Annotated in this window: 24 protein-coding genes and 3 pseudogenes; 16 read left to right on the forward strand and 11 right to left on the reverse strand. The window is 60.0% G+C overall.

What is annotated here, in order from left to right; genetic code table 11:
- Positions 1-4: 4 nt before the first annotated feature.
- On the reverse strand, positions 5-625 hold the full coding sequence (locus ACZXDY_RS20820) for a helix-turn-helix domain-containing protein (protein ID WP_028163319.1): 621 nt from the start codon (positions 623-625) through the stop codon (positions 5-7).
- A gap of 112 nt (positions 626-737) precedes the next feature.
- Between ACZXDY_RS20820 and ACZXDY_RS20825 the strand changes: the two genes are divergently transcribed.
- The gene (locus ACZXDY_RS20825) at positions 738-1,130 is read left to right on the forward strand and encodes a cupin domain-containing protein (protein WP_028163320.1); all 393 of its coding nucleotides are present in this window, start codon (positions 738-740) and stop codon (positions 1,128-1,130) included.
- 3 nt (positions 1,131-1,133) lie between these two features.
- Positions 1,134-1,538, forward strand: coding sequence for a cupin domain-containing protein (locus tag ACZXDY_RS20830; protein WP_208827284.1), 405 nt, complete (start codon positions 1,134-1,136; stop codon positions 1,536-1,538).
- Positions 1,539-1,953: 415 nt separating this feature from the next.
- On the opposite strand, the gene ACZXDY_RS20835 is transcribed toward ACZXDY_RS20830, so the two are convergent.
- Both ACZXDY_RS20835 and ACZXDY_RS20840 read right to left on the reverse strand, forming a co-directional pair.
- Entirely contained in the window at positions 1,954-2,322 is a 369-nt protein-coding gene (locus tag ACZXDY_RS20835; RefSeq protein WP_028163322.1) for a BA14K family protein, read from the reverse strand.
- A gap of 157 nt (positions 2,323-2,479) precedes the next feature.
- A complete protein-coding gene (locus ACZXDY_RS20840; RefSeq protein WP_245287255.1) occupies positions 2,480-2,869 on the reverse strand; it encodes a hypothetical protein in 390 nt (129 codons plus the stop codon).
- Between the two features lie 507 nt (positions 2,870-3,376).
- On the opposite strand from ACZXDY_RS20840, the gene ACZXDY_RS20845 reads away from it, so the two are divergent.
- A complete protein-coding gene (locus tag ACZXDY_RS20845) occupies positions 3,377-4,375 on the forward strand; it encodes a helix-turn-helix transcriptional regulator (protein ID WP_464346781.1) in 999 nt (332 codons plus the stop codon).
- On the opposite strand, the gene ACZXDY_RS20850 is transcribed toward ACZXDY_RS20845, so the two are convergent.
- Positions 4,372-4,773, reverse strand: coding sequence for a YciI family protein (locus tag ACZXDY_RS20850; RefSeq protein WP_464346782.1), 402 nt, complete (start codon positions 4,771-4,773; stop codon positions 4,372-4,374). The two genes, ACZXDY_RS20845 and ACZXDY_RS20850, sit on opposite strands and share 4 nt — an antisense overlap.
- A 259-nt stretch (positions 4,774-5,032) precedes the next feature.
- Between ACZXDY_RS20850 and ACZXDY_RS20855 the strand changes: the two genes are divergently transcribed.
- From ACZXDY_RS20855 to ACZXDY_RS20890, 8 genes are all read left to right on the forward strand, one after another.
- Positions 5,033-5,722, forward strand: coding sequence for a hypothetical protein (locus tag ACZXDY_RS20855; RefSeq protein ID WP_464346783.1), 690 nt, complete (start codon positions 5,033-5,035; stop codon positions 5,720-5,722).
- 695 nt (positions 5,723-6,417) lie between these two features.
- The gene (locus tag ACZXDY_RS20860; protein WP_463331229.1) at positions 6,418-7,002 is read left to right on the forward strand and encodes a hypothetical protein; all 585 of its coding nucleotides are present in this window, start codon (positions 6,418-6,420) and stop codon (positions 7,000-7,002) included.
- A gap of 228 nt (positions 7,003-7,230) precedes the next feature.
- Complete coding sequence (locus ACZXDY_RS20865) at positions 7,231-8,424, forward strand: hypothetical protein (RefSeq protein ID WP_464346784.1); 1,194 nt, start codon at positions 7,231-7,233, stop codon at positions 8,422-8,424.
- A gap of 305 nt (positions 8,425-8,729) precedes the next feature.
- Complete coding sequence (locus ACZXDY_RS20870) at positions 8,730-8,996, forward strand: hypothetical protein (protein WP_464346785.1); 267 nt, start codon at positions 8,730-8,732, stop codon at positions 8,994-8,996.
- A gap of 318 nt (positions 8,997-9,314) precedes the next feature.
- Positions 9,315-10,106, forward strand: coding sequence for a DUF7946 domain-containing protein (locus ACZXDY_RS20875; protein ID WP_464346786.1), 792 nt, complete (start codon positions 9,315-9,317; stop codon positions 10,104-10,106).
- Complete coding sequence (locus tag ACZXDY_RS20880) at positions 10,103-10,306, forward strand: DUF7947 five-stranded beta-barrel domain-containing protein (RefSeq protein ID WP_464346787.1); 204 nt, start codon at positions 10,103-10,105, stop codon at positions 10,304-10,306. Before ACZXDY_RS20875 ends, ACZXDY_RS20880 begins: the two co-directional genes overlap by 4 nt.
- 212 nt (positions 10,307-10,518) lie before the next feature.
- Positions 10,519-11,073, forward strand: coding sequence for a terminase small subunit (locus tag ACZXDY_RS20885; RefSeq protein WP_464346788.1), 555 nt, complete (start codon positions 10,519-10,521; stop codon positions 11,071-11,073).
- Between the two features lie 358 nt (positions 11,074-11,431).
- On the forward strand, positions 11,432-11,947 hold the full coding sequence (locus ACZXDY_RS20890; RefSeq protein WP_463331222.1) for a DUF2231 domain-containing protein: 516 nt from the start codon (positions 11,432-11,434) through the stop codon (positions 11,945-11,947).
- Positions 11,948-12,276: 329 nt separating this feature from the next.
- Here the strand turns inward: ACZXDY_RS20890 and ACZXDY_RS20895 are convergent, their stop codons facing one another.
- Together ACZXDY_RS20895 and ACZXDY_RS20900 are read right to left on the reverse strand one after the other, a co-directional pair.
- Positions 12,277-12,564, reverse strand: a complete 288-nt coding sequence (locus ACZXDY_RS20895) for a hypothetical protein (protein WP_463331221.1) — start codon at positions 12,562-12,564, stop codon at positions 12,277-12,279.
- A gap of 876 nt (positions 12,565-13,440) precedes the next feature.
- Entirely contained in the window at positions 13,441-14,178 is a 738-nt protein-coding gene (locus ACZXDY_RS20900) for a recombinase family protein (RefSeq protein ID WP_464346789.1), read from the reverse strand.
- Positions 14,179-14,576: 398 nt separating this feature from the next.
- On the opposite strand from ACZXDY_RS20900, the pseudogene ACZXDY_RS20905 reads away from it, so the two are divergent.
- From ACZXDY_RS20905 to ACZXDY_RS20915, 3 genes and pseudogenes are all read left to right on the forward strand, one after another.
- Positions 14,577-15,737, forward strand: a pseudogene (locus ACZXDY_RS20905) (serine hydrolase domain-containing protein); the annotation flags it as partial.
- Positions 15,738-15,932: 195 nt separating this feature from the next.
- Positions 15,933-16,178: pseudogene (locus ACZXDY_RS20910) on the forward strand (serine hydrolase); the annotation flags it as partial.
- Positions 16,179-16,594: 416 nt separating this feature from the next.
- Positions 16,595-17,497 carry an NAD-dependent epimerase/dehydratase family protein gene (locus ACZXDY_RS20915; protein ID WP_456645155.1) on the forward strand — a complete coding sequence of 301 codons (903 nt, stop codon included), beginning with the start codon at positions 16,595-16,597 and terminating at the stop codon, positions 17,495-17,497.
- Between the two features lie 276 nt (positions 17,498-17,773).
- Here the strand turns inward: ACZXDY_RS20915 and ACZXDY_RS20920 are convergent, their stop codons facing one another.
- The 5 genes and pseudogenes from ACZXDY_RS20920 to ACZXDY_RS20940 all read right to left on the reverse strand — a co-directional run.
- Entirely contained in the window at positions 17,774-18,619 is an 846-nt protein-coding gene (locus ACZXDY_RS20920; protein ID WP_456645154.1) for a carbohydrate ABC transporter permease, read from the reverse strand.
- 1 nt (position 18,620) lies between these two features.
- Positions 18,621-19,553, reverse strand: coding sequence for a carbohydrate ABC transporter permease (locus ACZXDY_RS20925; RefSeq protein WP_463331218.1), 933 nt, complete (start codon positions 19,551-19,553; stop codon positions 18,621-18,623).
- Entirely contained in the window at positions 19,550-20,587 is a 1,038-nt protein-coding gene (locus tag ACZXDY_RS20930) for an ABC transporter ATP-binding protein (protein ID WP_464346790.1), read from the reverse strand. The genes ACZXDY_RS20925 and ACZXDY_RS20930 overlap by 4 nt, the downstream gene beginning before the upstream one ends.
- 134 nt (positions 20,588-20,721) lie before the next feature.
- On the reverse strand, positions 20,722-21,903 hold the full coding sequence (locus tag ACZXDY_RS20935; RefSeq protein ID WP_464346795.1) for an ABC transporter substrate-binding protein: 1,182 nt from the start codon (positions 21,901-21,903) through the stop codon (positions 20,722-20,724).
- A gap of 51 nt (positions 21,904-21,954) precedes the next feature.
- A pseudogene (locus ACZXDY_RS20940) lies at positions 21,955-22,113 on the reverse strand (twin-arginine translocation signal domain-containing protein); the annotation flags it as partial.
- A gap of 807 nt (positions 22,114-22,920) precedes the next feature.
- Here ACZXDY_RS20940 and ACZXDY_RS20945 point away from each other — a divergent pair.
- Together ACZXDY_RS20945 and ACZXDY_RS20950 are read left to right on the forward strand one after the other, a co-directional pair.
- Positions 22,921-24,519, forward strand: coding sequence for an FAD-binding oxidoreductase (locus tag ACZXDY_RS20945; RefSeq protein ID WP_464346791.1), 1,599 nt, complete (start codon positions 22,921-22,923; stop codon positions 24,517-24,519).
- A 529-nt stretch (positions 24,520-25,048) separates the two neighbouring features.
- Entirely contained in the window at positions 25,049-25,330 is a 282-nt protein-coding gene (locus ACZXDY_RS20950) for a hypothetical protein (RefSeq protein WP_051397068.1), read from the forward strand.
- Positions 25,331-25,402 lie beyond the last annotated feature (72 nt).

A 25,402-nucleotide genomic window follows, 5' to 3' on the forward strand; every position in this document is an offset into this window, starting at 1 on the left:
GGCCTCAATCGCGATCGAGGTTGAACCAGAGCGTGCGGACCTTGGTCTTGCCGTGGTTCCAGAGCTTGTGCTTGCGGCGCGAGCTATAGGCGATGAGATCGCCTTGCCGCAGCACGTGCTTGATGCCGTCGACCTCGACCGTTAGTTCTCCCTGCAGCACGAAGCCATATTCGAATCCGTCATGGGTGATCGGATGCTCGGCGCTGCCGGTATGCGGGGCATATTCGTTGACGGCGACGGAGACCCCGCGGCTGCGGTCTTCCCGCATCAGCCGCCGCACGACATGCTGCGCGGTCTCGACCACGCGCGCCTCGGACGCGCGCACCACGATCTTCTCCTCGGCAAGGCTGCCGCTGACGAGCAGATCCGACATCGTGACGCCGAGCGCGCTCGCGATCACGATCAGCGATCCGATCGAGGGCGAGGCGCGTCCGCGCTCGACCAGGCTGAGCATGGAGGTGCTGAGGCCGGAGACGTCGGCGAGCTCCTGCAGCGTCAGTCCGCGCGCCTGCCGCAATTCGCGGATGCGCACGCCGATCGCCGCAAGCGTGTTCGCGGTGGTTTCGGCGATTTCCTCCGACAGATGGGCAAGATCGGCATTCGTGTCGGTCTCGGATTGGCTCATGTGCTGACGCTCCCGGCGCCGTTCGTCCTGGTCTTCGCAAAGAAGACGTTGCGTGTCCTGTGATTTTGAATATACTAAAAACTCTTTAGTTTGGATCAAAAAATAGGCGGCGATGGCCAATCTCAGGTTTTCCCAGGTTCGAGTCATCGACAGCGCCGCCGGATGTCCAGAAATACCGATCGTGGAGGGCGAGGGCAACGCGAAGGTTGTGCTGTCGCCGCACAATGGCGCCGCGTTCCGCAGTTTTCAGCTGGTGTCGCTGCAGCAGAATGCGCGCACCATCGACCTCCGCCATGCGTCCGACTGCGTGTACTACGTGATCGCGGGCGAGGGCGCGATCGTCGATACGGCCGGCGGCTCGCGGTATGAGGTGGCCGAAGGGCACATGGTCCATATCGACGCCGGCGATCGCTATCGTATCGAGGCGGGCGCAGCCGGCATCAAGGTGATCGGCGGGCCGTGCCCGGCGGATGCCAATCCCAACTCAACGATCGCAGCGAGCTAGACCATGGCCATTCGCCTGTTTCATCGCGACCATCCGACGCTGCGTCTGCCGCTGATCTCCAAGGACGCGCGCTTCGTGATCTGGCCCGGCGTCGGCGCCTGGCAGGCGAATCTCAACTATGTCTGCCTCGAACCCGGCGAGGCCAACGTCCCCCACATCCACACCCAGTCGGAGGACACGATCTTCATCCTCGAAGGCGAGGGGACGATTCACGACTACACCAATAACATCTCGCTGCCCTTCCATGCCGGCTGCGTCGTCCACGTGCCCGTGGGCGTCAAGCATGCGGTCGCAGCCGATCGTGGCAGCCATATCGTCAGTGTCGGCGGTCCCTGTCCGGCTGACGTTCCGCTGCTGAAAAAGGTTGGTGCGCTGCCGGCGGATGCGGCTCCGCCGCTATCGGCGTAATGGGCGATGTCGCCAACGCCGGCTTTGCACGACACTAGCCGTCTCGTGTTCCAGCGAGAATACTACATTGTGACCATCAGCGACGAATGTCGCTCCGCGTGGCGCTGGGAAATCAAGCGCAGAGGCGCGCCGATGGGCGTCAGAGTGACCGGAGATGGATATTCGTCCCAGCGCGCGGCGGAAGAGGCTGGAAAGCAGGCACTCGCGGAGTTTCTCCTTGCCGTCGCCTCCGAGCAGAAGCGCGGATGAGATGATCGCGTCGACGTGTGCTCGGAACGAAGCGATCGGCCAGACCTCTCCGCCTGCTCGGCGAACCGCCAATCTCTTATCGCAGGCCCCAGCAAACAAAAAGGGGCGGCGGTGTCACACCGCAGCCCCGAAACCGGATGCAGTCGCGACTGCATCTCAAAGAAACTTACTGGCAGGGATACCGCCGGCCCTTTGCCACGTACGTATTCGTCGCTGGATCGTAGGAGCGGTAGCGCTGCGCGCAAGAGGCCGCGTGCTGCTGGGCGGCGGCGGCAGCGGCGGCTTCCTGCTGCGCGGCGGCAGTGGCCGCACCGGCCGCGATGGCGCCGCCGATGAGGCCGCCGACCAGTCCGCCAACACCGGCGCCGTTGTCATAGCACTGTCCGTAACGGCACCAGACCTTCTGGGTGAATGCCGGGACCGCGGCCGCAAGACCCGTGCCGGTCGGTAACGGAGCCGAAATCGCGGAGGCTGAAAGCGCCACGGCACCAGTGGTGGCCATCAAAACGACTTTCAAAATGTGATCGATGCGCATCGAATCTCCTGCTTCATTCCTGTGGGTGCAGGCCGGCGCCTGCCTCCCGATTCCTGAACATGGATTACGGGCTCGCCTGGCCTCGGCCCGGGCGAGACCGTACACGCACGGCCGGTTACAATTCGCGCGTCAGCTTAAGTTCACAGATGGGCGGTGTTTATTGGCCGGCTGCGTCCACGACGCGGCACAGGTTATTGCTGACACCCGGAGCCAATTGTCCGGGCGGCAAGACGAAGACCGCATCGACGCGGCTACCTCTGCCTTCCTTGCGGACGACGACTTGCAACGTTTGTGGTCGGCCGGATCCGGTTGTTTCTTGCTGAGTGGTCAGCGTGCCAAGCTTTTTGTCCACGTTCACACCGACAAAGCCCTCTGCCAGAACGGCCCGGGAAACCTTGTCAAGGGCGACACTGGGATTGACTGATGGGAAAATCATCCAAGTCTTGTGGGTCATGCCCGTCACCATCGGAACGCCGGTGCTCTGGAAGTGCTCTGCGCAGCCATCGGCCAGTGCGGGCATAGACGACAGAGCCATGAGCGTGAACACGCAAGTTATTCTTGTAAGCATGCTTTCATAACCTGTTGGAGTAAGTCGGGAGGATTGAGACCAAACGCGCCGTGAGTCCATGGATGCCTTCGCATTCTGGATGGAGGCATTCGGATTTTGGCTAGTGCACGGAGTGATCCTGCAAGCGATCGGCGATCTGGCCGACGTAGCAAACGCCGACGCTCGCCTTGCTACGTTCACCCGCAGGCGAAGCCCGCCGTCAACGAGCGCCGCGGGAATGGATCGGCGCTTTTTCGGAATAGAGGCCCCACGAATTGAATCAAATCTTATCTTTCGCGGCTCGGTTGCGCGATCTGGATGTTTCGTTCGACAATTGGATATTGAGAGAAAGAATTGATAGAAAGAGGACTCGACCTGAGTTTGCCAAAGCTGTGCCAGCGTGGTGACGCGGGTCTATGCCTCCGGCGGACGCCCCGAACGATGGATACTCGGTCTGACGGGTGAGATCGGTTCGCGTCCAGCAAAAGTCCAATGGTCAGGATTTGCATGAACGAAGATGTACTCGCCGCACCTCCCACGCGATCAGGATCTTCGTTTCAAGAGTTGCTTGAAATACTCCAACCTCACGGGATCAATGCCCGCTCCTCGCCGAGGCCTAGCAAATCATTTCGTTGGCATGCGGATGTTGCAGTTGGAGCAGGAATTGACGTCGTAAGGGCGGAACTTTCTGCTGGTTGGGATTGGCGCTATTCATACGAGAATTCATCTGGAGAGCTTGCGATAAGCTTACTGAATGCCGGCAAGGCCGAAATGCTCATTTCAGGAAGGAACGTGCAACGAACACCCTCTGAAATCGCCATCGTATCGCTTCCGACGTTGCAAGAGCAGAGGGTCGAAGCGGTGGATGGGAGATACTCAAGTGTAACGCTAACGTTGCATACGGGTATGGTTACAAAGGCGCTGTCTGCGACGTTCGGGAGCACGGCACTGGAAGATCTCAATTTGACACCAACAGTCGATTTGTCTACCGGCGCCGGGCAGATCCTTTTTCAGCTTGTTCGTGCCAGCACGACTGGCTTGTATGACGGCATCCTGGCACGCTCTCCGAAAGCCAGCGCTCTGCTCTCAGAAGCTGCGATACAGCTCATACTTGAAAATGTCCCCCATCGGCTGATCGACCGGTTGAGCCGCTACCCACTGGATGCACCTCCTCGTTACATCAGGCGGGCTATCGAGTATATGCGGGCCAATCTTCATCTGCCGCTTACGATGGCCGATATTGCTGGGACGGTTGGTGTTAGCAGTCGATCGCTACAATTGGGATTTCGTAGAATCCATGGCACGACGCCTGTCGCCTATTTGCGAAGAATTCGACTTGAAGCGATCCACGATGAGCTATCGCGACCAGAGAACCTGCTTCCGGTAAGCGAAGTTGCACTGAAGTGGGGTTTTACTCACATGGGCCGTTTTGCATCGTTGTACCACTCCGCATTTGGCCTGTATCCGTCCGATACAGTCCGGCGAGCGCGAGGGGTCTGCGACTAAGAGGGTTCGCTGTCGTCAGCGGCCTCCGTCAGTGGAAAGGCTGTGCCCGGAAGATAGAGCGTGATCGGCCGGATCTCGTACACGGCCGTTGGATTCACCCGACGCAGGTCGCGCGCGGCTTCGATTGCGGCGTCCTCGCTGGTGCAGTCGACGACGTAAAAACCAAGCAGTTGCTCCTTGGTCTCGGCAAAGGGGCCGTCGATCACGACGCCGGCGCCCGGACCGCGCAAGGTGCGGGCTTTCCCGGTCTCGCCGAGCCGCGCCGCCGGCCCGAGGCGGCCTTCCTTGGTCAAGCGGTCATGGACCTTGTGCAGATCGACCATCAGTGCGGCATCTTCCTCCGGCGTCCAGGACATGACCTCCGTTTCGACGTGATAGGCCAGGATGGCGTAGAGCATCGGTACCTCTCGTTGCTAGATGGCCGGGCAAAGGACGCTTGCGGCAGACTGAATCCGACAAATCGTCGTGGCCGGGCTACCCATTCTGAGCCGCCGCGTCCTTCATTTTTGTGCACGATGGCCGCTCGCGCCTTGTTTTGGCCGCAAGACGGGAATTCAACAAGCAAGTTAAAGTGTAAGCGTGTTCTGAGGTGTCCTTATGGTGGCACTTGCGGAGACAGCTCCTTCTGATCTGGTCGACGAGCTCACCGCGCATGCGGTGGCCAGCATCGAGACGGCGGATCATTTCTCTTTACCCTTCCCCCATATCGTCTTCCGCGATTTCTTTCCCGCAGATTTTTACCGGGATCTGGTGCGGAGCATTCCCACCGATGGATATGATCCGATCACTGGCACGGGCACCCGCATGGCGCTGCGGCTCTATGGCGAGAACGTAGAGAAGATCGATCCGTCACTACGACCCGCATGGGCTGCGGTATCGGTCATGTTGACCTCGATGGAGGTCGAGCATGCTGTACGGGACAGACTGCATGACGGGCTCGAAATTCGTGCTCGCGGCGACAAGGTGCCTCGCCCCGATGATTTGAAGCTGGTCGCGAAGCCGGTGCTCTACTGGGACCGGGACGGCTACCAGATCAAGCCGCATCCGGACACGCGCAAAAAAGTTGTAACGATGCAGCTCTATTGCCCGGGCGACAGCAGCCAGGAAGCGCTCGGCACCACGCTTTATCGGGCTTCCCTCAGGGGCCTGTTTCACGTCGGCTCCTATTGCCTTGAGCCTGTGAAAACCATCTCCTTCCTGCCCAATGTCGGCTATGCGTTCGTGGTCCTGAAGGCTTATCACTCGCTGACAAAGATGAGCTGGCACGGCCGGCCGCCCATTGAGACCGATCGGCCTCGGATATCCATCCTCAACACCTTCTACATGAACGAGGATGTCGGCTTCTGATCTGGGCCGTGTACAGCCACGACGGCGCTGCGGCGCTGCTTTCAGAACTGGGCCGGTTGAGCGGGTGGACTGGGCCAATCCGATCGCAGGTTGTTCGGGTTATTCCTGTCGAACAAGTCCTGCCTTAAAATGCCGCTCGGGTAGGCATTGATTGATGGTGGCATTCTGCGGAGGTCACGGGTTGGCGCGACGATGACACCGGGCCGAATGACACAATTGGCGGGATAGCCAACGGATTGGCAGTAAATTACGGCGCTCGCGCTTCCAGTGCTCGCAGCCGAGAAACCAACAATCAGCGATGCCGACAAGGCAATCGATCGCTTCATTTTTTGCCTCCGTAGCTTATCCACTCCCGTAGCTGATCCTCGGAAAAATGATCGCAAATGGAGTGCTGCGCTATGCCAAAGCGGCAAATGTCGAACCAAGGATTTCCGCTCCGGGTCCGTTTGCAGAAAGCCCAATAGCTACGCCGCCTGCGGATTTGACTGCATGCGAAAGTACATGCAACGCGTTGTTTTATCCTGATTTTTGGTGCTGAGCGATGGAGCGGGTGAAGGGAATCGAACCCTCGTATTCAGCTTGGAAGGCTTTCGGCGGCTGAATACTTTCAATTCCCGTTCGGACAAATCTCCTCAAAATCCTTCATTGCGTGCAAACGGTTTTTTCGCCTTGTCCGAACAGACGACAGGTGCGGCATGCCGGTAACCGAGGCCCGGACATACTGCCGCCGTTGCCGCGCCAAGCTCGCCGAGCCGACCGAGAACATGCGCTCGTCGTTCTGCTGTCGAGGCTGCTATCGGATGTTCTTCGCGGCCAAGTGTCTGGTCTGCGAAGGCACCATGAAGCGCAAGGCGGGGAACCAGCTCGTCTGCTCCCGCCCTGGATGCAGGACCGAGTTCCGGTTACTCAAGCGTCACGGCGTTCTCGGAAGCTTTGCAGGGCCAAAAACTTCGCAAGTGGGCAGGGGTAGCGCTCAACACCGTTCTGCTTTCGGAATCACTGAAAATACAGAGAGTGAACGTGTCGAAAGCCACCGACCCTGCCGTATCGCGGCGGGTTCAGCGCTGACCCCCGTCCAGCTCCGACTGGTCACCGTCGGAGCCGCCTTCGGAAACTGCCCCTTCGAACAAGACCGCAAGCTCAATAGGCGCCACTGGCTCGACGCCGAGCGTAACGAGATGGAGGCGGGCGGCTACTTCGAGGATACCGAGTGGCGCGCGGCGGCCAGCTCTGACGCAGTTGGATGTTTCGTCGCCAACCGCGAGATCGCAAATGGATGATGTGCCCGCTCATCCCGAGTTCCTCCTCGTCAAGAGGAGTTGGGGTGACGTCTTTTTCCCGAATACAGCGCCGCTCAAACTCGAGCGGCACAAGGAGCAACGCCTCCCGCGGCAAACGGAAGGCGTTGGAACTTGGGCGTCGAAATCTTTGGAAGGATTCGATCATGCCATTTGTGTGCAAACAAAGCAAGCGCACTGTGAGCCGCCCTCTCAATCTGAGGGCCAGCGATGGCGTATTATTGGGATAGCCAGACCGAGCGTGACCGGCCGCTAGGATTCCACTGGCGTTCGAGCGGATTATCCGAGGCGCTTGGGTTAGCCCCGGCTGATCGCGCGCTCGAGTCACTGCTCACCGAGGCATGCTTGGCTGCTGAGGACTGCTGCGCGGTCTCGTATTCTCGATCCAAAGACTTCTATGCCGGCATCGGCCGATATCACGGCACGGGTTGGAGCTATCGCCGCGTTTTGCGCAGCGTAGCTGAAGCGGAAAGGCTTGGGCTAATTCGAGACTACCCCGTTCCTCCCGGAAATCGCGGCTGGCAATCTTGGTTGGAGGCTACGGACGAGCTGATGGGCGTTTGGCGAAGTCGACCGCAAGCGCTGAACCATAGCCCCGGTGACCCGATAGTGCTACGCGACGCCAACGGCGACAGCATCGGCTACCAAGACACCGCCATGACCGCGCGTCTGCGCGGAGAACTGCGCGAGGTCAATGGCATGCTCTCGTCGATCAAAATCGAGGTCGACGGCGTGGCCTGGCGAGGCCGACACATGGTCTTCACCGGTGCCGACGGCGCGCAAAGCTTCGTCCGGCCGGTGCCAGGCAATCCGGTGCGGCGGATCTTCGCCCGCAGCTCGTTCAAGCTCGGCGGAAGGGCCTACGGCTGGTACCAAAATATTCCGAAGGAGTGGCGCAAGCGCATCATAATCAACGGGATGACGACGGCCGAACTCGACTTTCGCGCGATGCATTTGTCCATGCTCTACAACGAGGCCAACACGCCGATGCCGGCGGGCGATCCATATGCGATTCCAGGATGGCAACGCGTCGACGTCAAACTGGCCGTGAATATCGCGCTCAATGCCGCGACGACGCAGGGCGCAATCGGTGCGCTCAGCCAGGCCACGGGCTTCTCAGCGCCGAACGACAGGCCGAGGGCCGCCGAGGTCATTCTCGCTGTCCGCGCCAAGCACAACCCTATTGCCGGCGCGTTCGGCTCCGACGCAGGCATTCGCCTGATGCGCCGAGACTCCGACATCATGATGCGCGCGCTGAAGATTCTAAACACCGACGGAACACCAGGGCTACCGGTTCATGACAGCTTAGTAGTGCTGCAGCGCCACGCGGTGGCCGCAGCAGCAGCGATGAGCCGAGCGTGGGCAGAACTATCAACAGGGCCGAACGCAGCCCGGATAGGATAACCCCCGCGGGGGGAGAAGGGGGAAGGAACCTACTCCATTATGTAGGTACAAAGTCGAAGAACCTTAATCCGATCAATGGTTTCACCCGCAATGGAAGGATCGACGTGAAAATCTACTTCACTGAGATCGACAACATCATGATGAAGGACCGGACGACTTTGCCTTGCTCATGTTCTTGCGCCGGCATCACTGGGGCCGCCCGTTCTGCATCGCCAACGAGATACACGCCGTCGTGCGTGGAGGCTGATGGCGCCGTCAGCGATTCACCGCGCCACGGGCCCGGCTGATCAAATCGGGGGATATCCATGTGGTTAGCCGGCCTCGCTCAAGCCGAACAAGTCCGATGGGAATGGGCGAGACGTCATTGCGGCAATCGGGGCAATCTATTCACCGACAAACTCGCCTCAATTCGCCCGGAGGAGCTACTGACGGTCAATCCCGACCATAGGGAAATCATGAGCCATTGGAATCCCGAGCGAACAGGAATTGAATTGGTCGATGCGCAATTAGCAATTCGCTTTCTTAATGAAGGGCTCCCATTCTTAGCGCTTCACATTTCATGGTTTGCATGATCAAGGAAATGCGGGCCTTACCAATTGGAGCAATGCACCAAGCATTCCTTGAACAATTGACCAGCAGGCAATCTGCGGCCGTCGAATTTTTTGGCCCAAGTGAACCGCGAGAAGCGGAAAAGATGGCATTGATCACCGTCCCGGCGGCCACAATGAATTGCAAATGCCGTCGCCCGTATTGTCACGTTGGCCTCGTCAAAGAATTGACCGTTACAGATTCCGGATCAGGTATTGGCCGTCCGAATACCGACGCCGGTGTCGATAGTCCCTCAGATCACCAGAGCGAAACCACGTCGGAATCCGGGTGTTGAACCGCCCTTGCTTTCGAAAGTGGCGTTTTTGACATCAGTCGAACGAAAAATGGGTCAAATTCCCGCGACGGTTGCAATTTTCCTCGATTGTGTAATGCTCATTTCGCAGGGGAAAATTATGGACGACCAAGTGTTTGAACCTGTACCGATCAGGTACACGGGCCTTTTTGCTGACAGTCATCTTGTTGATGCCAACCACTTCGGTAGATCGGTAGCCAGCATCGCCCGTATCGGCAACGATATAGTTCACCTTCTTTTCTTCGCCGAAATTGCGTCTCCGAAGAGGCACAAGATCAATTTCTACGTCAGGCCAAGCAAAGAAAACGGGCTTTTGCAGGAAATCATTGCGGTGATGAACAACGGCGCAATGCCGATGTTTCATCCGATCTTGCTGAAGCTTGGCAGCGTCCTGGTCGAACGGATCTTCGACGTAGTGATCAAGACCGCGCTTGGTCGGAAAACGGATGCCGGGATGGCTATGGATAAACTTCACGACCTGGCTACGCAGCAGATGGAGTTTAGCCGAGAGGTTCACGCCGGCCAGATGCAGGACAAGGCGTGGATGCAAGGTATGATTGAACGGCTGGTTGCCGAATACCGGACGCCGTTGCGCGAGCTACCAGCTCCCGTTGGCCACAGTGTTCGCCAATTGCAGATAGGCTCGCCGCGGTTGGACCGATGGTTGACGAGCCAGCGGCGGAGGTATTGCGGGCAAGAGAGCCGCTTGAACTCGGCGACACCGCTGAACACCAAGTTTTCGTTGAGGGCGTCTTCAAGACCAATGGCGCTTGTCGTTTGAAATTGGTGCCGGATAATCGTATCGTTTCAGGGAAGATCACCGACCCTGCACTAGCGATGCCAAGCAACGTCTATACAACGTCACTGGATCGCAATCTGCCCTTGAAGGTCACGGCGAAGCCAATTCTCAAAAACGGGGTAATCCACACCCTGTATGTCAGTGATGCGAAGTTGGCAGACACCGACATCGTGGCCGGGTGAGCTATTCGATCCCAAACTGCCGAAGCGGACCGATCGGGCCTACAATGTAATCCGCGAGCTGTACCAAAAAAAGGGGGTGGGTGGTGGACGTGGGCAAGCAAATAGAGGCTGCGGACCACCTGATCAGTCTTTGAAAATTTGTAAGGCTGTTTTCGGTAATGTCTTCTCGCGGGGAAGGCTGCCACTGCGACGGCTACTACGGTGAACGATCCATGCCAACGCTTAAAAACCCCAAACATGAGCGCGTCGCCCAGGAGTTGGCGAAAGGATGCTCGGCTGCTCGGGCGTACGTAGAGGCGGGCTACAAAGCCAATAGGCACAACGCCTCCGCTCTAGCCCGCACGCAACCCATAAAAACCCGGTTATCCGAGTTGCTTGAGAAGCGCGAAAGGGCGGATGCGAAAGCCACCGAGAAGGCCGTAGAGAAGCTGGCGGTGACGAAAGAGTGGGTCATAGGCAAGTTGATCGAGAACGTTGAGCGTGCGCTGCAAGCCCGGCCCGTGCGGGGCGAAGAGGGAGGAGAGCAGGGCGAGTACCAGTACCAGGGAAGTGTTGCGAACCGCGCGCTGGAGCTACTTGGTAAAGAGTTGGGCATGTTCATTGGCCGCAAGGAGGTTGGCAGGCCGAGCGAGTTCGAGAATATGACAGATGAACAACTTGATGCCTGCATTGAAGAGCTTCTCTCGCCCGGAAGAGCTGAAGCTGGCGAGGGTGCTCGCGGAAATCGAGCTGCGCCCGCCAAAAAGGGTATGCAGAAGCACCACTGAGTTCGTCTGACGCGATAAAAATGACTGCGAGCGCTTGCTCATTGGGGCCTTGATGAAGCATTGCGAGTTGGATGGCAAATTGTCCCGATGGTGAGACCAAAGCGCAGTACGACAAACGCTGCATGCGCTATTGGGCCTCGCCCAATGGATCGCCTATAGCTGCCACCGCTTCCGTGTCGACAAGCTGCTCATTGAGGCCAAGGTGACCGGCATCACCTGCGCAAGAGCTGCGCCGGCTGTACCAAGGTCGAGGATGTTTGCGAAAGAGCCAAATTAGTGCACCGCACCGACGTCTGTCAGGAACCAGCAGGATTGGCGGATATTGTTCCGGCAGATCGCTTCGAGATGGAGGTCCCCTATGAGCATCAATCCTGTCAGCACAGCAAAGCTCGGCACTCACCCGCTACATCCAATGCTGATCCCATTTCCTGTCGCCTTCCTGGTCGGAGCGTTGGTCACGGACCTCGCGTTTATGGGGACGGGCGACGGTTTTTGGGCGAGAGCCTCGATGTGGCTGATCGGCGCGGGCGTCGTGATGGCGCTTCTCGCCGCAGTTGCTGGCTTTACCGATTTCTTTGGCGAGCCGCGAATCCGGGCACTGAAGGATGCCTGGTATCATATGTTCGGTAATCTCACGGCGGTCATCATCGCGCTCATCAACTTTCTGCTCCGATATGGTCAGGGCGCTGAAGCTGCAATAAGACCGTGGGGCTGGATTCTCTCGCTCGTGGTCGTCGGCATCCTGCTATTCACGGGCTGGAAAGGCTGGCAGATGGTCTATAGCCATCACGTGGCTGTTCTGGACGCACCGGGCCAGACCAGTTCGGAGCCGGTGATGACGCACCGCGGCGGCTCGGGACGGCGCGCGGCTTAGCCTCGGGATACCCGCAAGACTCCTGCCGGCTTCGAATTTCCGAATGCGCGGCGGAGGGTTCTGGCTCTCGGTCTACCCCGGATGTTCGTCCGAGTCAGAGCAGCGCGATCTGGCCTATCAGTCAACGCTCAACTCGGGCAACGAGCGGCGGGGTCGCGTGCCTAGTTGGCCAAGCTACGAGAAACAAGCCTATCCAACAGGCAAAGTTTAAGAGCACAAGAAGACGCAGAAGAAAGAGGCGGCTCATTCTCGATCCCACATTTCAAGTGGCCCTGATTTCCGATGCACACCGCAGCGATCAGGAGCGTCACCGCTGCGCAGGCATTCAGCTATCTGTTCGAGCGAATAGATGTGAGGCGCGTTTCCGATGCCAGCATGGTGCTCTCGACGACGCGCGAAGCGAGAAGCTCGGCGGCCCGGCTGAGGTGCCCGAGGTCATCACCGTTCCACCTGCCGGTGCGCTCGACCTCGAGCCGCGAGGTTGTTTGGTGTCGCGCCAGCAAGCTGACGGCTTTCTGAAGAGCCTCCCCCATGTCGGCCGCGTTGACGATGCCTATGAGTTCGCGCTCGCCCTCGGCGGTGTCGAAGAGCTTGAAGGTGAACAGTTCGGGAACCATCTCGCCCTCCTAGTCAAGTAACTATCCAACGGCAGAGCGGCCCACGCGCCAGCGACAGCGCAAAGTAGTTAGCGTGTGTTGCAGATGACCTCTGGCCCGAGACGCTGACAGCGCGTGGTCGGGGACGGCGGTGAGGCCGCTGACGCTGCAATCGCAAGGCCGGCCGCAGCAGTTCCAAGCCTATGTGCGTGCCGTGCTTCGCGGGTTTGCTGCTGGATCAGCCGGCAATTCGAATATGCAGGTGTTCCGAATCGGGCGCCGATAGACTGGCAATAGGCGTCGTCTTGCTGGGCAAGCTTCTCAGGGCCGGCAATGGCATCGCCGACGATTGATCCGACGCACGCGCCAAGAGTCGGGGCGAGCCCGACGAGAACGGAGAATACCAAGGTCCGCAAATTCAGCCCTCTGCGCCGAACCGGCTGGTGCCGGGTGGTTGAAATTCAGCAGCAGAGGTGCTGACCCCCAATATTCCCACCGCACCAGGAGCGACCCGGTGTTGCTACTAGCGGTTATTTTTGGAGCCACCCGGCGTAAGCCGTTCTACCTCTGCTGCCTTCACTGCGCACTAGCGGATTTCAAGCCACCAGTACGCAGGCGGAACTTATTTGGGTAATTTGCCGACGTAAAGCGGCCCACAGCAACTTGATCCGTGAGCTATACCCACACCTAGTGGCTAACCGCGCTCGCAAATGAGGTCGTGTCCGACCCAAATTGTCGCCATTCTGCCGCGCACCAAAGGTAGGTCATAGGCAAGCTACGTCCCGGCCCGTGCGGGGTGAAGACGGGAAGAGCAGGGCAGTTAGGGCCGGACCATTCGCTTTGGTGCTTGCACCGGCGAGAGGCTTATAGCTATTTCTGGCACCGGCCAGATCTCGGTCAAGACCTTCGCCTCCCTGGACGTCCACGCTTCGACCCTGCGCGCTTAGGCGCGCCGTCTGCGAGGCCATCCAGCATCGACGAGATAGCGGAGGCGGAATAGGCTTTTCCGAGTGGCGTGGTGAATCCCTGAGATGCAAGCTCGGCGGCGATCTGGCGCAATGATAGCCGCGGGCGTTGGTCGCTCAGCTCGCGGGCGCTGCTCACCAGCTTGGGGTTCTTCTCGGCGTAGCTCTTGCGGCCTTCGACCTTGCCGACTTCATTCCTCTTGCGGTCACGCGCAGCCCGCAATTTCGCGACGGTTGTGGCCTTGTCGAATTGCGCTATGGCGCCCAGAACTTGCCGGACGAGCACGGCTGTCGGCGTATCCTCGACGAAGAAGTCCGGGGCGCTGGCGGGCACCAGCATTACACCGAGCCGTCTCAAGTAGTCATGGCCGGCGAGCTGTACGGCCAAGTCTCGGGCGAAGCGATCCGGGCTCTCAACGATGATTGTGCGGACGCCGTTGCTGGCGATCCGATCGAGCATGGCCGAAAAACCAGGCCGAGCCGTGACCGGATCGGCGCCTCTAACAGCAGCGTCGTAAAACCAATCAACGATCTCGTAACCCGCCGCTCTAGCATAGCCTGCGATGGCTAGCCTTTGGCGGCGCTCGCTGTCCTTGCCCTCGCCAACGTTTGCGGCGCTGCTGGTACGCATATAGGCGACAGCTTCAACGGGTTTTGCCTTGCGTACCATGGCTCTAAGTCCGGTTTGTACTTAATTCTTCAGAAAGCAGTACAGCACGCAATGGATTTCCGCAAGATGGGACGGCCAAAGTGCTACGGGCGAGCGGTGTCCCTCCAGCAGCCGAAGCGAATGCCGACCAAGTCAAATCAGCAGCTTTGGGCCCAGGAAGAGACATTCTGACTGGGGTTGATCTCGGCTTCGATCACCTCGTCGGCGTATCAGCCAGGGTCACGAGAGATTTCCGCTTGGCGGTCAGAACCGACCTCGCACAAGCCATTTGGCACATCGAATGCGGTCAGCAATTATGGGTTGTCTTGCCGGAGAGGTTGACTAGGCTGGAGCGGTATCATGGCCACAACGGCCGCTGTTCATTTCAATGGGGCGTTGCAACAGGGGAGTGCCGCATCATGTCCTTGCCAGAGTCGATTGCGGTATTTTGCCCGGGCAGGAGCGTAATTGCCGCCAAGTTAGTTGCCTTATGTCTTATTTGGGCTGCCGCGCCGATACCAAGCCTTGCCGACACATCACCGCCTCAGATCGCCGGCGTGCCCATATCCGAGGACCAGATCGACAAGGCTATCGCTGGCCTCGACGCGCTCGCGAGCGACGTCATGAAGAGGAGCGGTGTGCCGGGCATGGCGGTGGCGGTGGTGCGAGATGGCAAAACGGTCTACGCGAAGGGTTTTGGCGTCAGAAAAATCACCGAGAGCCAGCCGATCGACGCAGATACCGTGTTTCAGATCGCTTCCCTTTCGAAATCCCTTGCGGCCAGCGTGGTGGCTCATCAAGTCGGCGCGGGCATCATCAACTGGGAAACGCCTCTCGTCGCGCGCTTGCCCTGGTTTAAGCTCGGTGATCCCTGGGTTACGCAGCATGTCACGATTGCCGATATGTTCAGCCACCGCTCGGGCTTGCCGGAGCACGCCGGCGATGATCTGGAAGATCTCGGCTATGACCGACGAACCGTGCTGGAACGCCTACGTCTGCTGCCGCTCCACGGCTTCCGCGATACTTACGCCTATACAAATTTCGGCCTGACGGCGGCGGCGGAGGCTGTGGCTGCCGCATCGGGCAAGGGCTGGGAAAACCTTTCCGAAGATGTCCTTTACAAGCCGCTCGGCATGACCGCGACTAGCTCACGCTTCGCTGATTTCGAAAGGCGATCGAATCGCGCTTTTGGGCATGTGAAGGTCGGCGCCGGCTTTCAGCCGAAGTATCAACGTCTGCCCGACCCGCAGTCGCCGGCCGGCGGCGTCAGTTCGTCGGCAAATGATCTCGCCCGCTGGGTGGCGATGGTGCTGCAAAACGGCAAATTCGAAGGTCGGCAGATCATTCCAGCAGATGCGCTGCTTCCGGCCGTGACGGCCGAGGTCATTTCGAGCCACTCCTCCGCGGTCGACGCAAGGCCTAGCTTCTACGGGTACGGATTCGGCGTTGGAATCACACCGGCAGGCCGCACGATGATCAGTCATTCCGGTGCCTTCGCGATGGGGGCCGGGACCCATTACGCAATAATCCCGTCGGCCGGGGTTGGCATCGTCGTGCTGACGAACGCGGGACCGGGCGGTGCAGCGGAGGCACTCGGCGCCTCCTTCACGGATCTTGTCCAGTTCGGCATGATCACGCGGGATTGGTTTGCTGTCTATAGCGTGGCGATGGCGGGGCTCATGGCGCCGATAGGCGATCTCGTCGGCAAATCGCCCTCCACCACTCCAGCGCCGACGGCAAAGCTTTCATCCTATGTCGGTACCTATGCCAGCTCCTATTTCGGCAATGCCGAGATCTTTCAGGTGAATGGCCATCTGGAGCTGAAGATCGGACTTTCGGGCACGCCATACGTGCTGACACACTGGAACGGTGACGTGTTTTCGGTGAGCCCCTCCAGCGAGAACGAACCGGATGGTTCACTGTCGTCGATCACATTCGAACGGAGTGGTAACGAGCCGGCACACGAACTGACGATCCAATATCTCAACAGCAACGGGCTCGGCCTGTTTCTGAGACGTTGAAAGGCGCTCGTGCAAGCGCGGCTGACAGACGTCCTTCGGAAGGCAACATGACTCAATTCGTCACGGGCCGGCGCCAAACCCGGGATGAAGTCAGTTCGCCGACTAAAATTGCTTTGACGCCTAATGCGGGGAGGGGCGCGGTCCTTCGATCCCGCGTGCGTCTAGTCACGTGAATCTAAAGTTCGCCACATATCGAGCACGCTGTTCTTTGCGGCGTTACTGCGCGCATGGCGGTGTGGTGGTGGCGCTGTCGCGGAGCACCAAGATCGATCGCATCGGGAACAACGCCGCGATCTTCGACTTTGAGCTTTCATCGGAAGAGATGGCAACAATCGGCGCGCTCACGCGACCGGGAAGCCGAATTATCAGCCCTTCCGGTCTTGCACCGGACTGGGGGCATGTAGGGAGCAACAGGCATGAACATCTTCCTGACCGGCGCCAGCGGCTTTATCGGCGGCACCGTCGCCCTCCGGTTGAAGGCATCGGGCCATCGGATCCGCGGCCTGGTGCGGTCGCCGGAGAAGGCGGCGCGGCTGCAGGCGCTCGGCATCGAGCCGGTGCTCGGCGATCTCTCGGACACTGCGCTGCTGGCGCAGGAGGCGAAGTCGGCGGATGCGGTGATCAATGCCGCCAGCTCCGACGATCGGTCCGCGGTCGACGCCTTCCTTGAAGCCCTCGCCGGCAGCGGCAAGCCGTTCCTGCACACGAGCGGCACCAGCGTGGTGGCCGACGACGCCCGCGGCGACTGGGCCTCGGACCGGATCTATGACGAGGACACGCCGATTGTGCCGGTGCCGGGCAAGGCGGCGCGGGTCGCCATCGACCGGCTGATCATCGGCGCCGCCGGCGGCGGTTTACGGTCCGTCGTCCTGTGCAACAGCCTGATCTACGGCACCGGTCGGGGGCTGCACCCCGACAGCGTGCAGATCCCGACCCTGGTCGCGCAGGCGCAGCAGACCGGCATCGTCCGCCATGTCGGGCGCGGCCGGAACATCTGGTCGAACGCGCATGTCGAGGACATGGCCGAGCTCTACGCGCTGGCGCTGGCCCGCGCCCCGGCCGGTGCCTTCTACTATGTCGAGAACGGCGAGGCCTCCTTCGCCGAGGCCGCAGCGGCGATCGCCCGGCGCCTCGGTCTCGGCGCGCCGCAGCCCTGGCCGATCGACGACGCCATCGCCGCGCTGGGCTTCGGCCACGCCGTCTATTCGCTGGGCTCGAACAGCCGGGTGCGTGGCAGGCGCGCGCGGGCGGAGCTGGATTGGTCGCCCAAGCACGCTTCGTTGACCGCCTGGATCGAGAACGAAATGCCGGTGCGCTGATGCGCCCTGCGTCGCACCGCTGTCTTCGTCGATAAGATTTTCAAGGGTGCGAAGCCTGCCGACCTGCCGGTCGAGCGGCCGACCAAGTTCGAGTTGATCATCAACTTGAAGACCGCAAAGGTGCTTGGTCTCACCGTGTCACGATGCTGCCCTCCCGCGCGGACGAGCCGATCGAATAGAGCTGCTTGCTGCGGTGCATGGGCTGGAAATGGCACTTTTGCGAAGTGCCAACCGGCTCTGACCGTGCATGCTAAGGCGCAGCACGAAAATGGCCGATTATTTGACCGCGCCGCCTGTGATGCCGCTGATGAAGCGGTCCAAAAAGAGATTATAAGCGATCGCCACCGGGATGCTGGAAATGAGCGCCGCGCCCATCAATTCGCCCCAATAAAAAATATCTCCGCGGATCAAATCCGTCGCGACTCCCAAAGTAACAGGCTTCTCGCTGGAAGAGGAGATGAAGGTCAGCGCGTACACGAATTCCTGCACCGTTAGCGTGAACGCAAAGATCACTACGGTCAGAATGGCAGGTACCGAAAGAGGAAGGACCGTTTTCACGAATGCCCCCACGACAGTGCAGCCGTCGACAATTGCGGCCTCCTCGATCTCTCGCGGCACCGACTTGAAGAAGCCCATGAGCAGCCAGGTGCAGAACGGGATGGTGAAAGTCGGGTAGACGACGACAAGAGCCCACATGCTGTCCTGCAATCCGAGCAACGTAACGACTCGTGCTAAAGGCAGGAACAGAAGCGTCGGCGGCACCAGATAGGTCAGGAAGATACCGATGCTCAGATTTTCGCCGCTACGACCCGGCATGCGCGCTAGTCCATAGCCGGCTGGCAGGGCCACGAGAAGAGTGATCGCCACGACACAAAGCCCGATGAGGGCGGAATTGGACAGCCATTGCACGAATAGCGTGTCTTCAAACAAATAATTGAGATGCTCGAGCGTCGGCGGCGCGTTGAACCAATAAGGGATGGACTTGAGATTGTAGAGGTCGCCGTCAGTTTTGAAAGTGGTGATCAGCATCCAATAGAAGGGAAACGCGGCGAATACAACCAAAGTAACCACCGCGGCATAAAACGAACTCTGCCCAACTACTTTTCCGGCAAGGCGCGGCATGTCAAATCTCCCGCCGCCGCAGCGACCGCAAGAGAAAGATCACCGCGACCAAGAGGAAGGGGAACAGGAACAAACAAATGGCCGCCCCGTGAGCGACATCGCCCGAGAGGATGCCCACCTGAAACGCCAGCGAGCCGAGCACCTGCGTGCTGTTGATCGGTCCGCCCTTCGTCAGCAAATAGACGACGCTGAGATCCGTGAAGGTGAACACGGTGCCAAAGATCACAGCGATCATGATGATCGGGGCGATGATTGGCAGGATGATCTGATAGTTGCGCCGCCAGAAGCCCGCACCGTCGATCGTGGCGGCATCGAGCACATCCTGCGGAACCGACGTGAATCCGGCAAGGAAGATCACGACGCCGAAAGGAAATAACCGCCAGGCATGCACGACCGCCACGGCAATCATCGCCAAATCTTCTTGCCCCAGCCACTGTGGCCGGTTTGCCGCATCGATCAATCCTACCGCGATCAGCGTCCAGTTGATGACGCTATAGAGCGAGTCGAACATCCACACCCAGGCCAGCGTCGCCAGTGACACCGGTACTGCCCAGGGCAGAACGATAAGCGCACGGGCAAGCCGGCGCCCCGGGAACTCCTGCATGAGGAGCATAGCGCCGATCTTGCCCAGCAGCAGGCCGATGATTTGGGCACTGATCGTGAAGATGAGGGTGTTGGCCAGCGTCCGCCGGAAGATCTCGCTGTCGATGACCTCGCGAAAGTTCTTCAACCCGACAAACGCGTAGCTCGGATTGAAGATGCTGTAGGCGCTGACGCTGTAATATAGGGCAAGTAGGAATGGCAGCCCGACGAGCACGACGACATAAAGGATCGCGGGGAGGATGAACAGCGGCCCGAGCACCTCGAGCCGATCGAACGTAAACCGCGATCGCGCCCGCCGGCGGGGCGCGGCTGCCTCGGCGATCGCGCTCATCGAGCCTGCTCCTTGGGGCTGACGGTACGCCGACCGTCCCGGTCGAAATAGCGCAGCTCGGCTTCCCGAACCGCAAATTTGTGCCATTCACCGGCGCGGATGCCAGACAGCGGAACGTGGGCCGGCAGCTTCGCCGTGACTTCGCGCTTCGCCTGGAAGCCATCCAACGCGCCGTACAAGATACGCTCCGATCCGAGATACTCCATGCGATCGATGCGGAAGGGCAGCTCGGAGAGAGCGGCTCCGTCAAGCATCTCCCGCGGCAGGAAATGCTCCGGCCGAAAGCCCAACAGTCCACCGTTATGCTCGACCAGGTTCATGGGCGGGGTGCCGAGGAAACTCGCGACAAAATCGTCGGCGGGGTGGTCGTAAATCTCGCTTGGAGTTCCGACTTGTCGGAGCTTGCCGTAGTCGATAACCGCGATGCGATCGCCCATGCCCATGGCCTCGACCTGGTCGTGCGTGACGTAAATGGTGGTCGTTCCCACCTTCTGCTGGAGCTGCTTCAGCTCACTGCGCGCGCTTGCCCGTAGCTTCGCGTCCAGATTGGACAGCGGTTCATCCAGCAGGAACACGGTTGGATTGCGTACGAGCGCGCGGGCCAGCGCCACACGCTGGCGCTCGCCTCCCGAAAGCTGGCGGGGACGCCGGTGAAGCAAGCGATCGATGCCGAGCAGGCCAGCCGCCCAATCGACCTTGCGCTTGATCTCGGGCTGCGGCGTACCCTGCGTCTTCAGCGGAAATGCAATGTTGTTGGCGACAGTCAGGTGCGGATAGAGGCCATAGCTCTGAAACACCATAGCGACGCCACGTGCGCGCGGCGTGATGTCATTGACGATTTCGTCGTTGATCAGGACGTCGCCGGACGTTTGCCGCTCGAGACCGGCGATGATCCTCAGGAAGGTGGTCTTGCCGCAACCCGATGGACCGAGCAGCACCAGAAACTCGCCGTCGCCGACTGATAAGCTGACACCATCGACGGCAGCGACGTCACCGAAATCCTTTCTGATGTCTTTGGCAACCACCGCGGCCATCTGGACTTCCTCTGTGCCTTGAGCAGTGACCTAAAGCCCTCCGCGGCCGGCAGGCTGCAATTGCCTTGCCCGATCGGTATCAACGTTTCGCGAGGCGAGCAGCTCTACCCGCCCGCCCCGCTGTTCGAATCGGTTCATACCGCCGACCATTTCTTGTAGATCAGCTCGATCTCTTTCTGCGCCCAGGCGACCGCTTCCTCTGGCGTCGCTTTGTCGGTCGCGGCCTTGGCCATCATGTCGACGAGGATGAAATTGTCCGCGACCTCGTCCGAGGCCGGTCCGGCCGGTCCCGGATAGCCATAAGTAGCGTGCCACTCATTGGCGGTCTCCAGCACCTGCAGCTTGTCGGCTGGGTGTGAGGTCGGGTCGTTTGACAAGATCGGCATGGGCTTGGGCAAGATGTTCTCGAACAGCGGATGATTGTAGCCCGTGCTCGCCTCGAAGGATGCAACCCAATTGTCAGTCCAGTAGTGCAGGAACTCGATTGCTGTGTCCTTGTTGCGCGCGAAACGCCAGACGACGTAGGAGTTGGGCGCTCCACTCGCCAGCCTACGCACAGAGCCGGCCGGCGTCTTCCAGACGTAGATCTTGTCGGCCAATTCGGGGCTGGACTTCTGTATCGACCGGTATGCGGAGATCGGGTTGTGAATCCATGATCCTCGACCGGACGCCAGATACCGGTTGTTGCTGGCATCGTCCCAGGACAAGACTTCCGGTTCCATGGCTTCTTTATAAAGGGCGCGAATCAGCCTCACGACCTCGAGCGTCTCTTTCGAGTTGAGGGTGACGCGCTTGCCCGTCTCGTCGCATTCAGACGCGCCATAGCTCCACAACATGCTGCGGTACGAGAGGTTCGGGTCGACGGAGTGCCCAAGCCCGATACCAATCGGGGTGCCCTTCGCCTTCAGCTTGGCCCCACCGACGCGGATATCTTCCCAAGTATCGGGTTTCATCCCGATCTCGTCCCACAGGTCCTTCCGGTAAAGGCCGGGGAACCGGATGTAGTAGGCCGGAAGGGCGCTCCAGACCTTCGTACCCTCGTTGTACGCGATCTGGCGACCGATCGGCTGGACCTTGCCGTGCTTCTTCTCCACCTCGCTGACGAGACTGGTGAGATCGACGACATGTTTTTCGTACAGGTGCGGGCCGCCCGATCCATTGAAGGCAAAAACGTCGTGTCCGGCTCCCGCAGAAATCTCGGCCGCGGCGCGCGCCGGTAGCTCCAGATGCGGGATGTGATCAACAGTTACGGTGACGCCGTTCTTCTTGCCCCACTCCGTTGCAAAACCATCGAACCATTTATCGTATTGCGGCACGAAATGGCTCCACTGGAGGATCTTGAGTGTCTTGGCCTGTGCAAGAGCGCTAGACACAAACGGCGACGAAACCGCCGGCGCCAAACCCGCAGCTCCAGCCGCGGCGCCCACCTGCTTCAAGAACCCGCGTCGTGTGACGGATGATGTGCAAATTTCTCGTTCTGACCGCATGTTTGTCTCCTCCTGACAAGTCGTCCGGGGCAACCACATTGCAACGTGGAAGCCGCTTTTGCAGGCTGGCGCTAAAAATGCCTTAGCCTGCTTCCTCGACTGCGGTGGGCGCCAATGTATGTAAAAGCCTCGCCTCCTAGGTCGGCAGGCGCGCTGCAAAACTGGCCTCCTGGTTGGTCCGGCCCCCAGCTTGTCCAAAGACGGTTATTCAGGCCGCGATAGAATACGTCGATACCCGGGGCACACCCGTCATGGCAGCCGGCTCTGACCATAGCTCAAACCGCGCCCGTGTCAGTCGGCGCGCTCCACCACTCCTGGGCGCGAGCCAAGCCGAGGCTAGGGATGGGTAACTAGCGATGGGGAGCTACAGCACCTGCGTAACCCATCGTTTCTCCCTAACAGGGCAGGACGAGGTCACCCGGCAGTGCAAGTTGAAGTTATGGTACTCCTTCTTCCGCACGGCCACAAATATTCCTCTTTCAGCACCGCCATAAAAGAGAATGACCGACGTGGGGGATACCCAGCCGAGCGAGATTGCTGCACTGCAGCCAACACGCACGCCGCGCGCCATTGGAGCGAGGGGGCGCAGGAACGTCGAAGCCCGTGATCTCCTCGCTCCGATCTACTGCTGGTTCACGGTTTCGGCACGCTCGACTCGAAGGAGGCGAAAATCTTACTCGACGCGGTGGCGCCATGGAGGACACTTATCGTCGCGAGGGCCGGAAGGGAAACGTCGGCTCTTGGCCCCGAGCCGAAGTCGCTCGAATTGGTTCGAATGTCCGCAACCGCGGGTAGACCGGACGTGACGTGCGCTAGGCTTAACCGCTGCTCCTGCGAGGAACGCTCATGACCGACACAAGGCTGAAACATTACGGCTGGGGACGCGAAGGCGAAGGCATGAGCGAAGAGGAACGGAAGTTTGTCCTCGGCCGCTATCACGTCAAATTTGGAGCTGACGAATTCGACACGGTCGCTGTTCCGGGCCTTGAAGAGCTCTCCTTGCGGGAGCCGCGCGTGGTGCCGCCGGCTTCCCTCACGCCCTTCTGCACGAGCGAACGCTACGATCGTGCCGCGCACACCTATGGCAAGTCCTATCCGGATTACGTTAGAGCAATGCTTGGCAATTACGATAGTGCGCCCGACGTCGTCGCCTATCCGCGTAACGAGTCGGAGATTTCCGCTGTGATGGACTGGGCGGGCTCCGTTGGCGCTTCGCTGACACCTTTTGGAGGCGGATCGAGCGTGTGCGGCGGCGTCGAGCCGCGGGTTGACGGCATCACGCACAAGGCTGCCGTCAGCCTCGATCTGCGCAATCTCTCCAATGTCATCGAAGTAGATCCGTTATCGCGCGTCGCATCGATCGAAGCTGGCGCCTATGGTCCGTCTCTGGAAAACCAGCTCAAGCCGCACAACTTCACCTTACGGCATTTTCCGCAGAGCTTCGAATATTCAACCCTGGGCGGCTGGATTGCGACACGATCGGGCGGCCATTTCGCCAGTCTTCATACTCATATCGACGATTTCGTCGAAAGCCTGCGCGTCGTGACGCCTGTTGGCGTGCTGGAGACGCGCCGACTTCCCGGCTCGGGTGCCGGGCCGAGTCCCGACCGCATGTTCATCGGCTCGGAAGGAATTTTGGGTGTGATTTCGCGCGCCTGGATGCGATTGCAGCCCCGTCCAAAGTTCCGCGCTGGCGCATCGGTTCGCTTTCCCTCATTTTTCGATGCCGCGTGCGCTGTGCGTGCGGTCGCGCAAGCCGGCCTCTATCCCTCCAATTGCCGGATCCTGGACCCACGGGAGGCCTTCAACACGGGTGCGGCCGACGGCAGCACTGCAGTCATGGTGCTCGCATTCGAATCGGGCGATCATCCTCTGGACGCCTGGTTCGCGCGCGCACTTGAATGCTGCGCCGACCACTGCGGGACGCCGGAGCCTGCGACGGCGAGCGACGCGCATCTCCAAGGCGCGGCAGGCGTCTGGCGCAACGCATTTATTCGCATGCCCTATGCGCGCGAATTTCTGACGCCCGCCGGCCTCATCAACGATACGTTCGAGAGCGCCATCACCTGGGATCGGTTCGAAAACTTTCACGACAAGGTCAAAGCAGCAACCGAACGCGCGATTCTGGAAGCAACTGGGATCAAAGGTGAAGTCACCTGCCGCTTCACCCATGTCTACCCGGACGGGCCCGCACCCTATTTCTCCTTCCACGCGCGCGGTCGACACGGCGCGCTTCTCGAACAGTGGCAGGCCATCAAGAACGCGGCAAGCGACGCGCTGATCGCCGCAGGCGGCACCATTACCCATCATCATGCCGTTGGTCGCGATCATAGACCCTGGTACGACAGACAGCGGCCAGAGCTTTTCGCCGCCGCATTGCGGGCAGCCAAGCGCGAATTGGATCCGGAAGGCATGCTCAATCCGGGCGTCCTGATTGATGCCTAGGCGCGTGCTGTCGAAAGAGCTCTTCGCGCGCGAGATCCCCCGGTGCTACATAGGGTCGGCATTTTAGGGCCGGCTTGCGCCAAAAGCTGTGCTTCTGCGACGTCGCGTTTCCTCGCGGGCTCGATGATATCATCGAACAGCGCGGCTACTCGCGCTCCGTATTCGCAGAGCCTCCATGGCACAGATGATCCGGTTGCGCCATTGCTTGGCTCGACGAGAGCATGCTGGCGTCCGGGATGGCCCGGCGCGCCGTGGCAACAGCTCAACGGTGAATTGGCATCGCGCAGGACATCAGGCGCTCCCCGGCAAGAGGAAAGAAACAGTGGCGCGGTCCAGATGGCTTAAGATCTCTGAGGCGCCGAGATCACACTAAGCCGAGTCGGCGAGTTTGTTTCCATGTCGCCTATCTCCCGAGCTGCGCGGCTGCGCCGCATCCCTTGTCTTGAAAATATGAGGTTGAACTAGGAACCTTCGCGAACCGGCGCGTTCGTATTCGTACAAAGTGACGCTACGATGGGGAGGACCCTCCATGCGAACCATAATCGTTGCGATGCTTGTTGCGAGCGGAACCATGATCGCCCTGCCGGCGCTGGCGCAGCAGCAGACGGCACCCAACCCGCAGCAGGTGCAAGAGGAGGCGGACAAGGGTGCCAAGACCCGCCAGTCCGGCGAGTCAGGCTATGTCGGTGAGCAGGAAAAGCCGGGCGCTTCCACCCATCCTCCTGGGCGGACTGACACTGCTCCGCCGACAACGGGCTCAGCCACCGGCACCTCGACGGGGGCGGCTGGCAGCGCTGAAAGGCCGCGTTGAGCCTCGTAGAGGGTAGCAAGCCTGCATGTGACCGCGTCGCCTCACGTGCCGGTTTAAGCGTTTTGCCGTTGG

Source organism: Bradyrhizobium sp. LeoB3 (assembly GCF_055456055.1).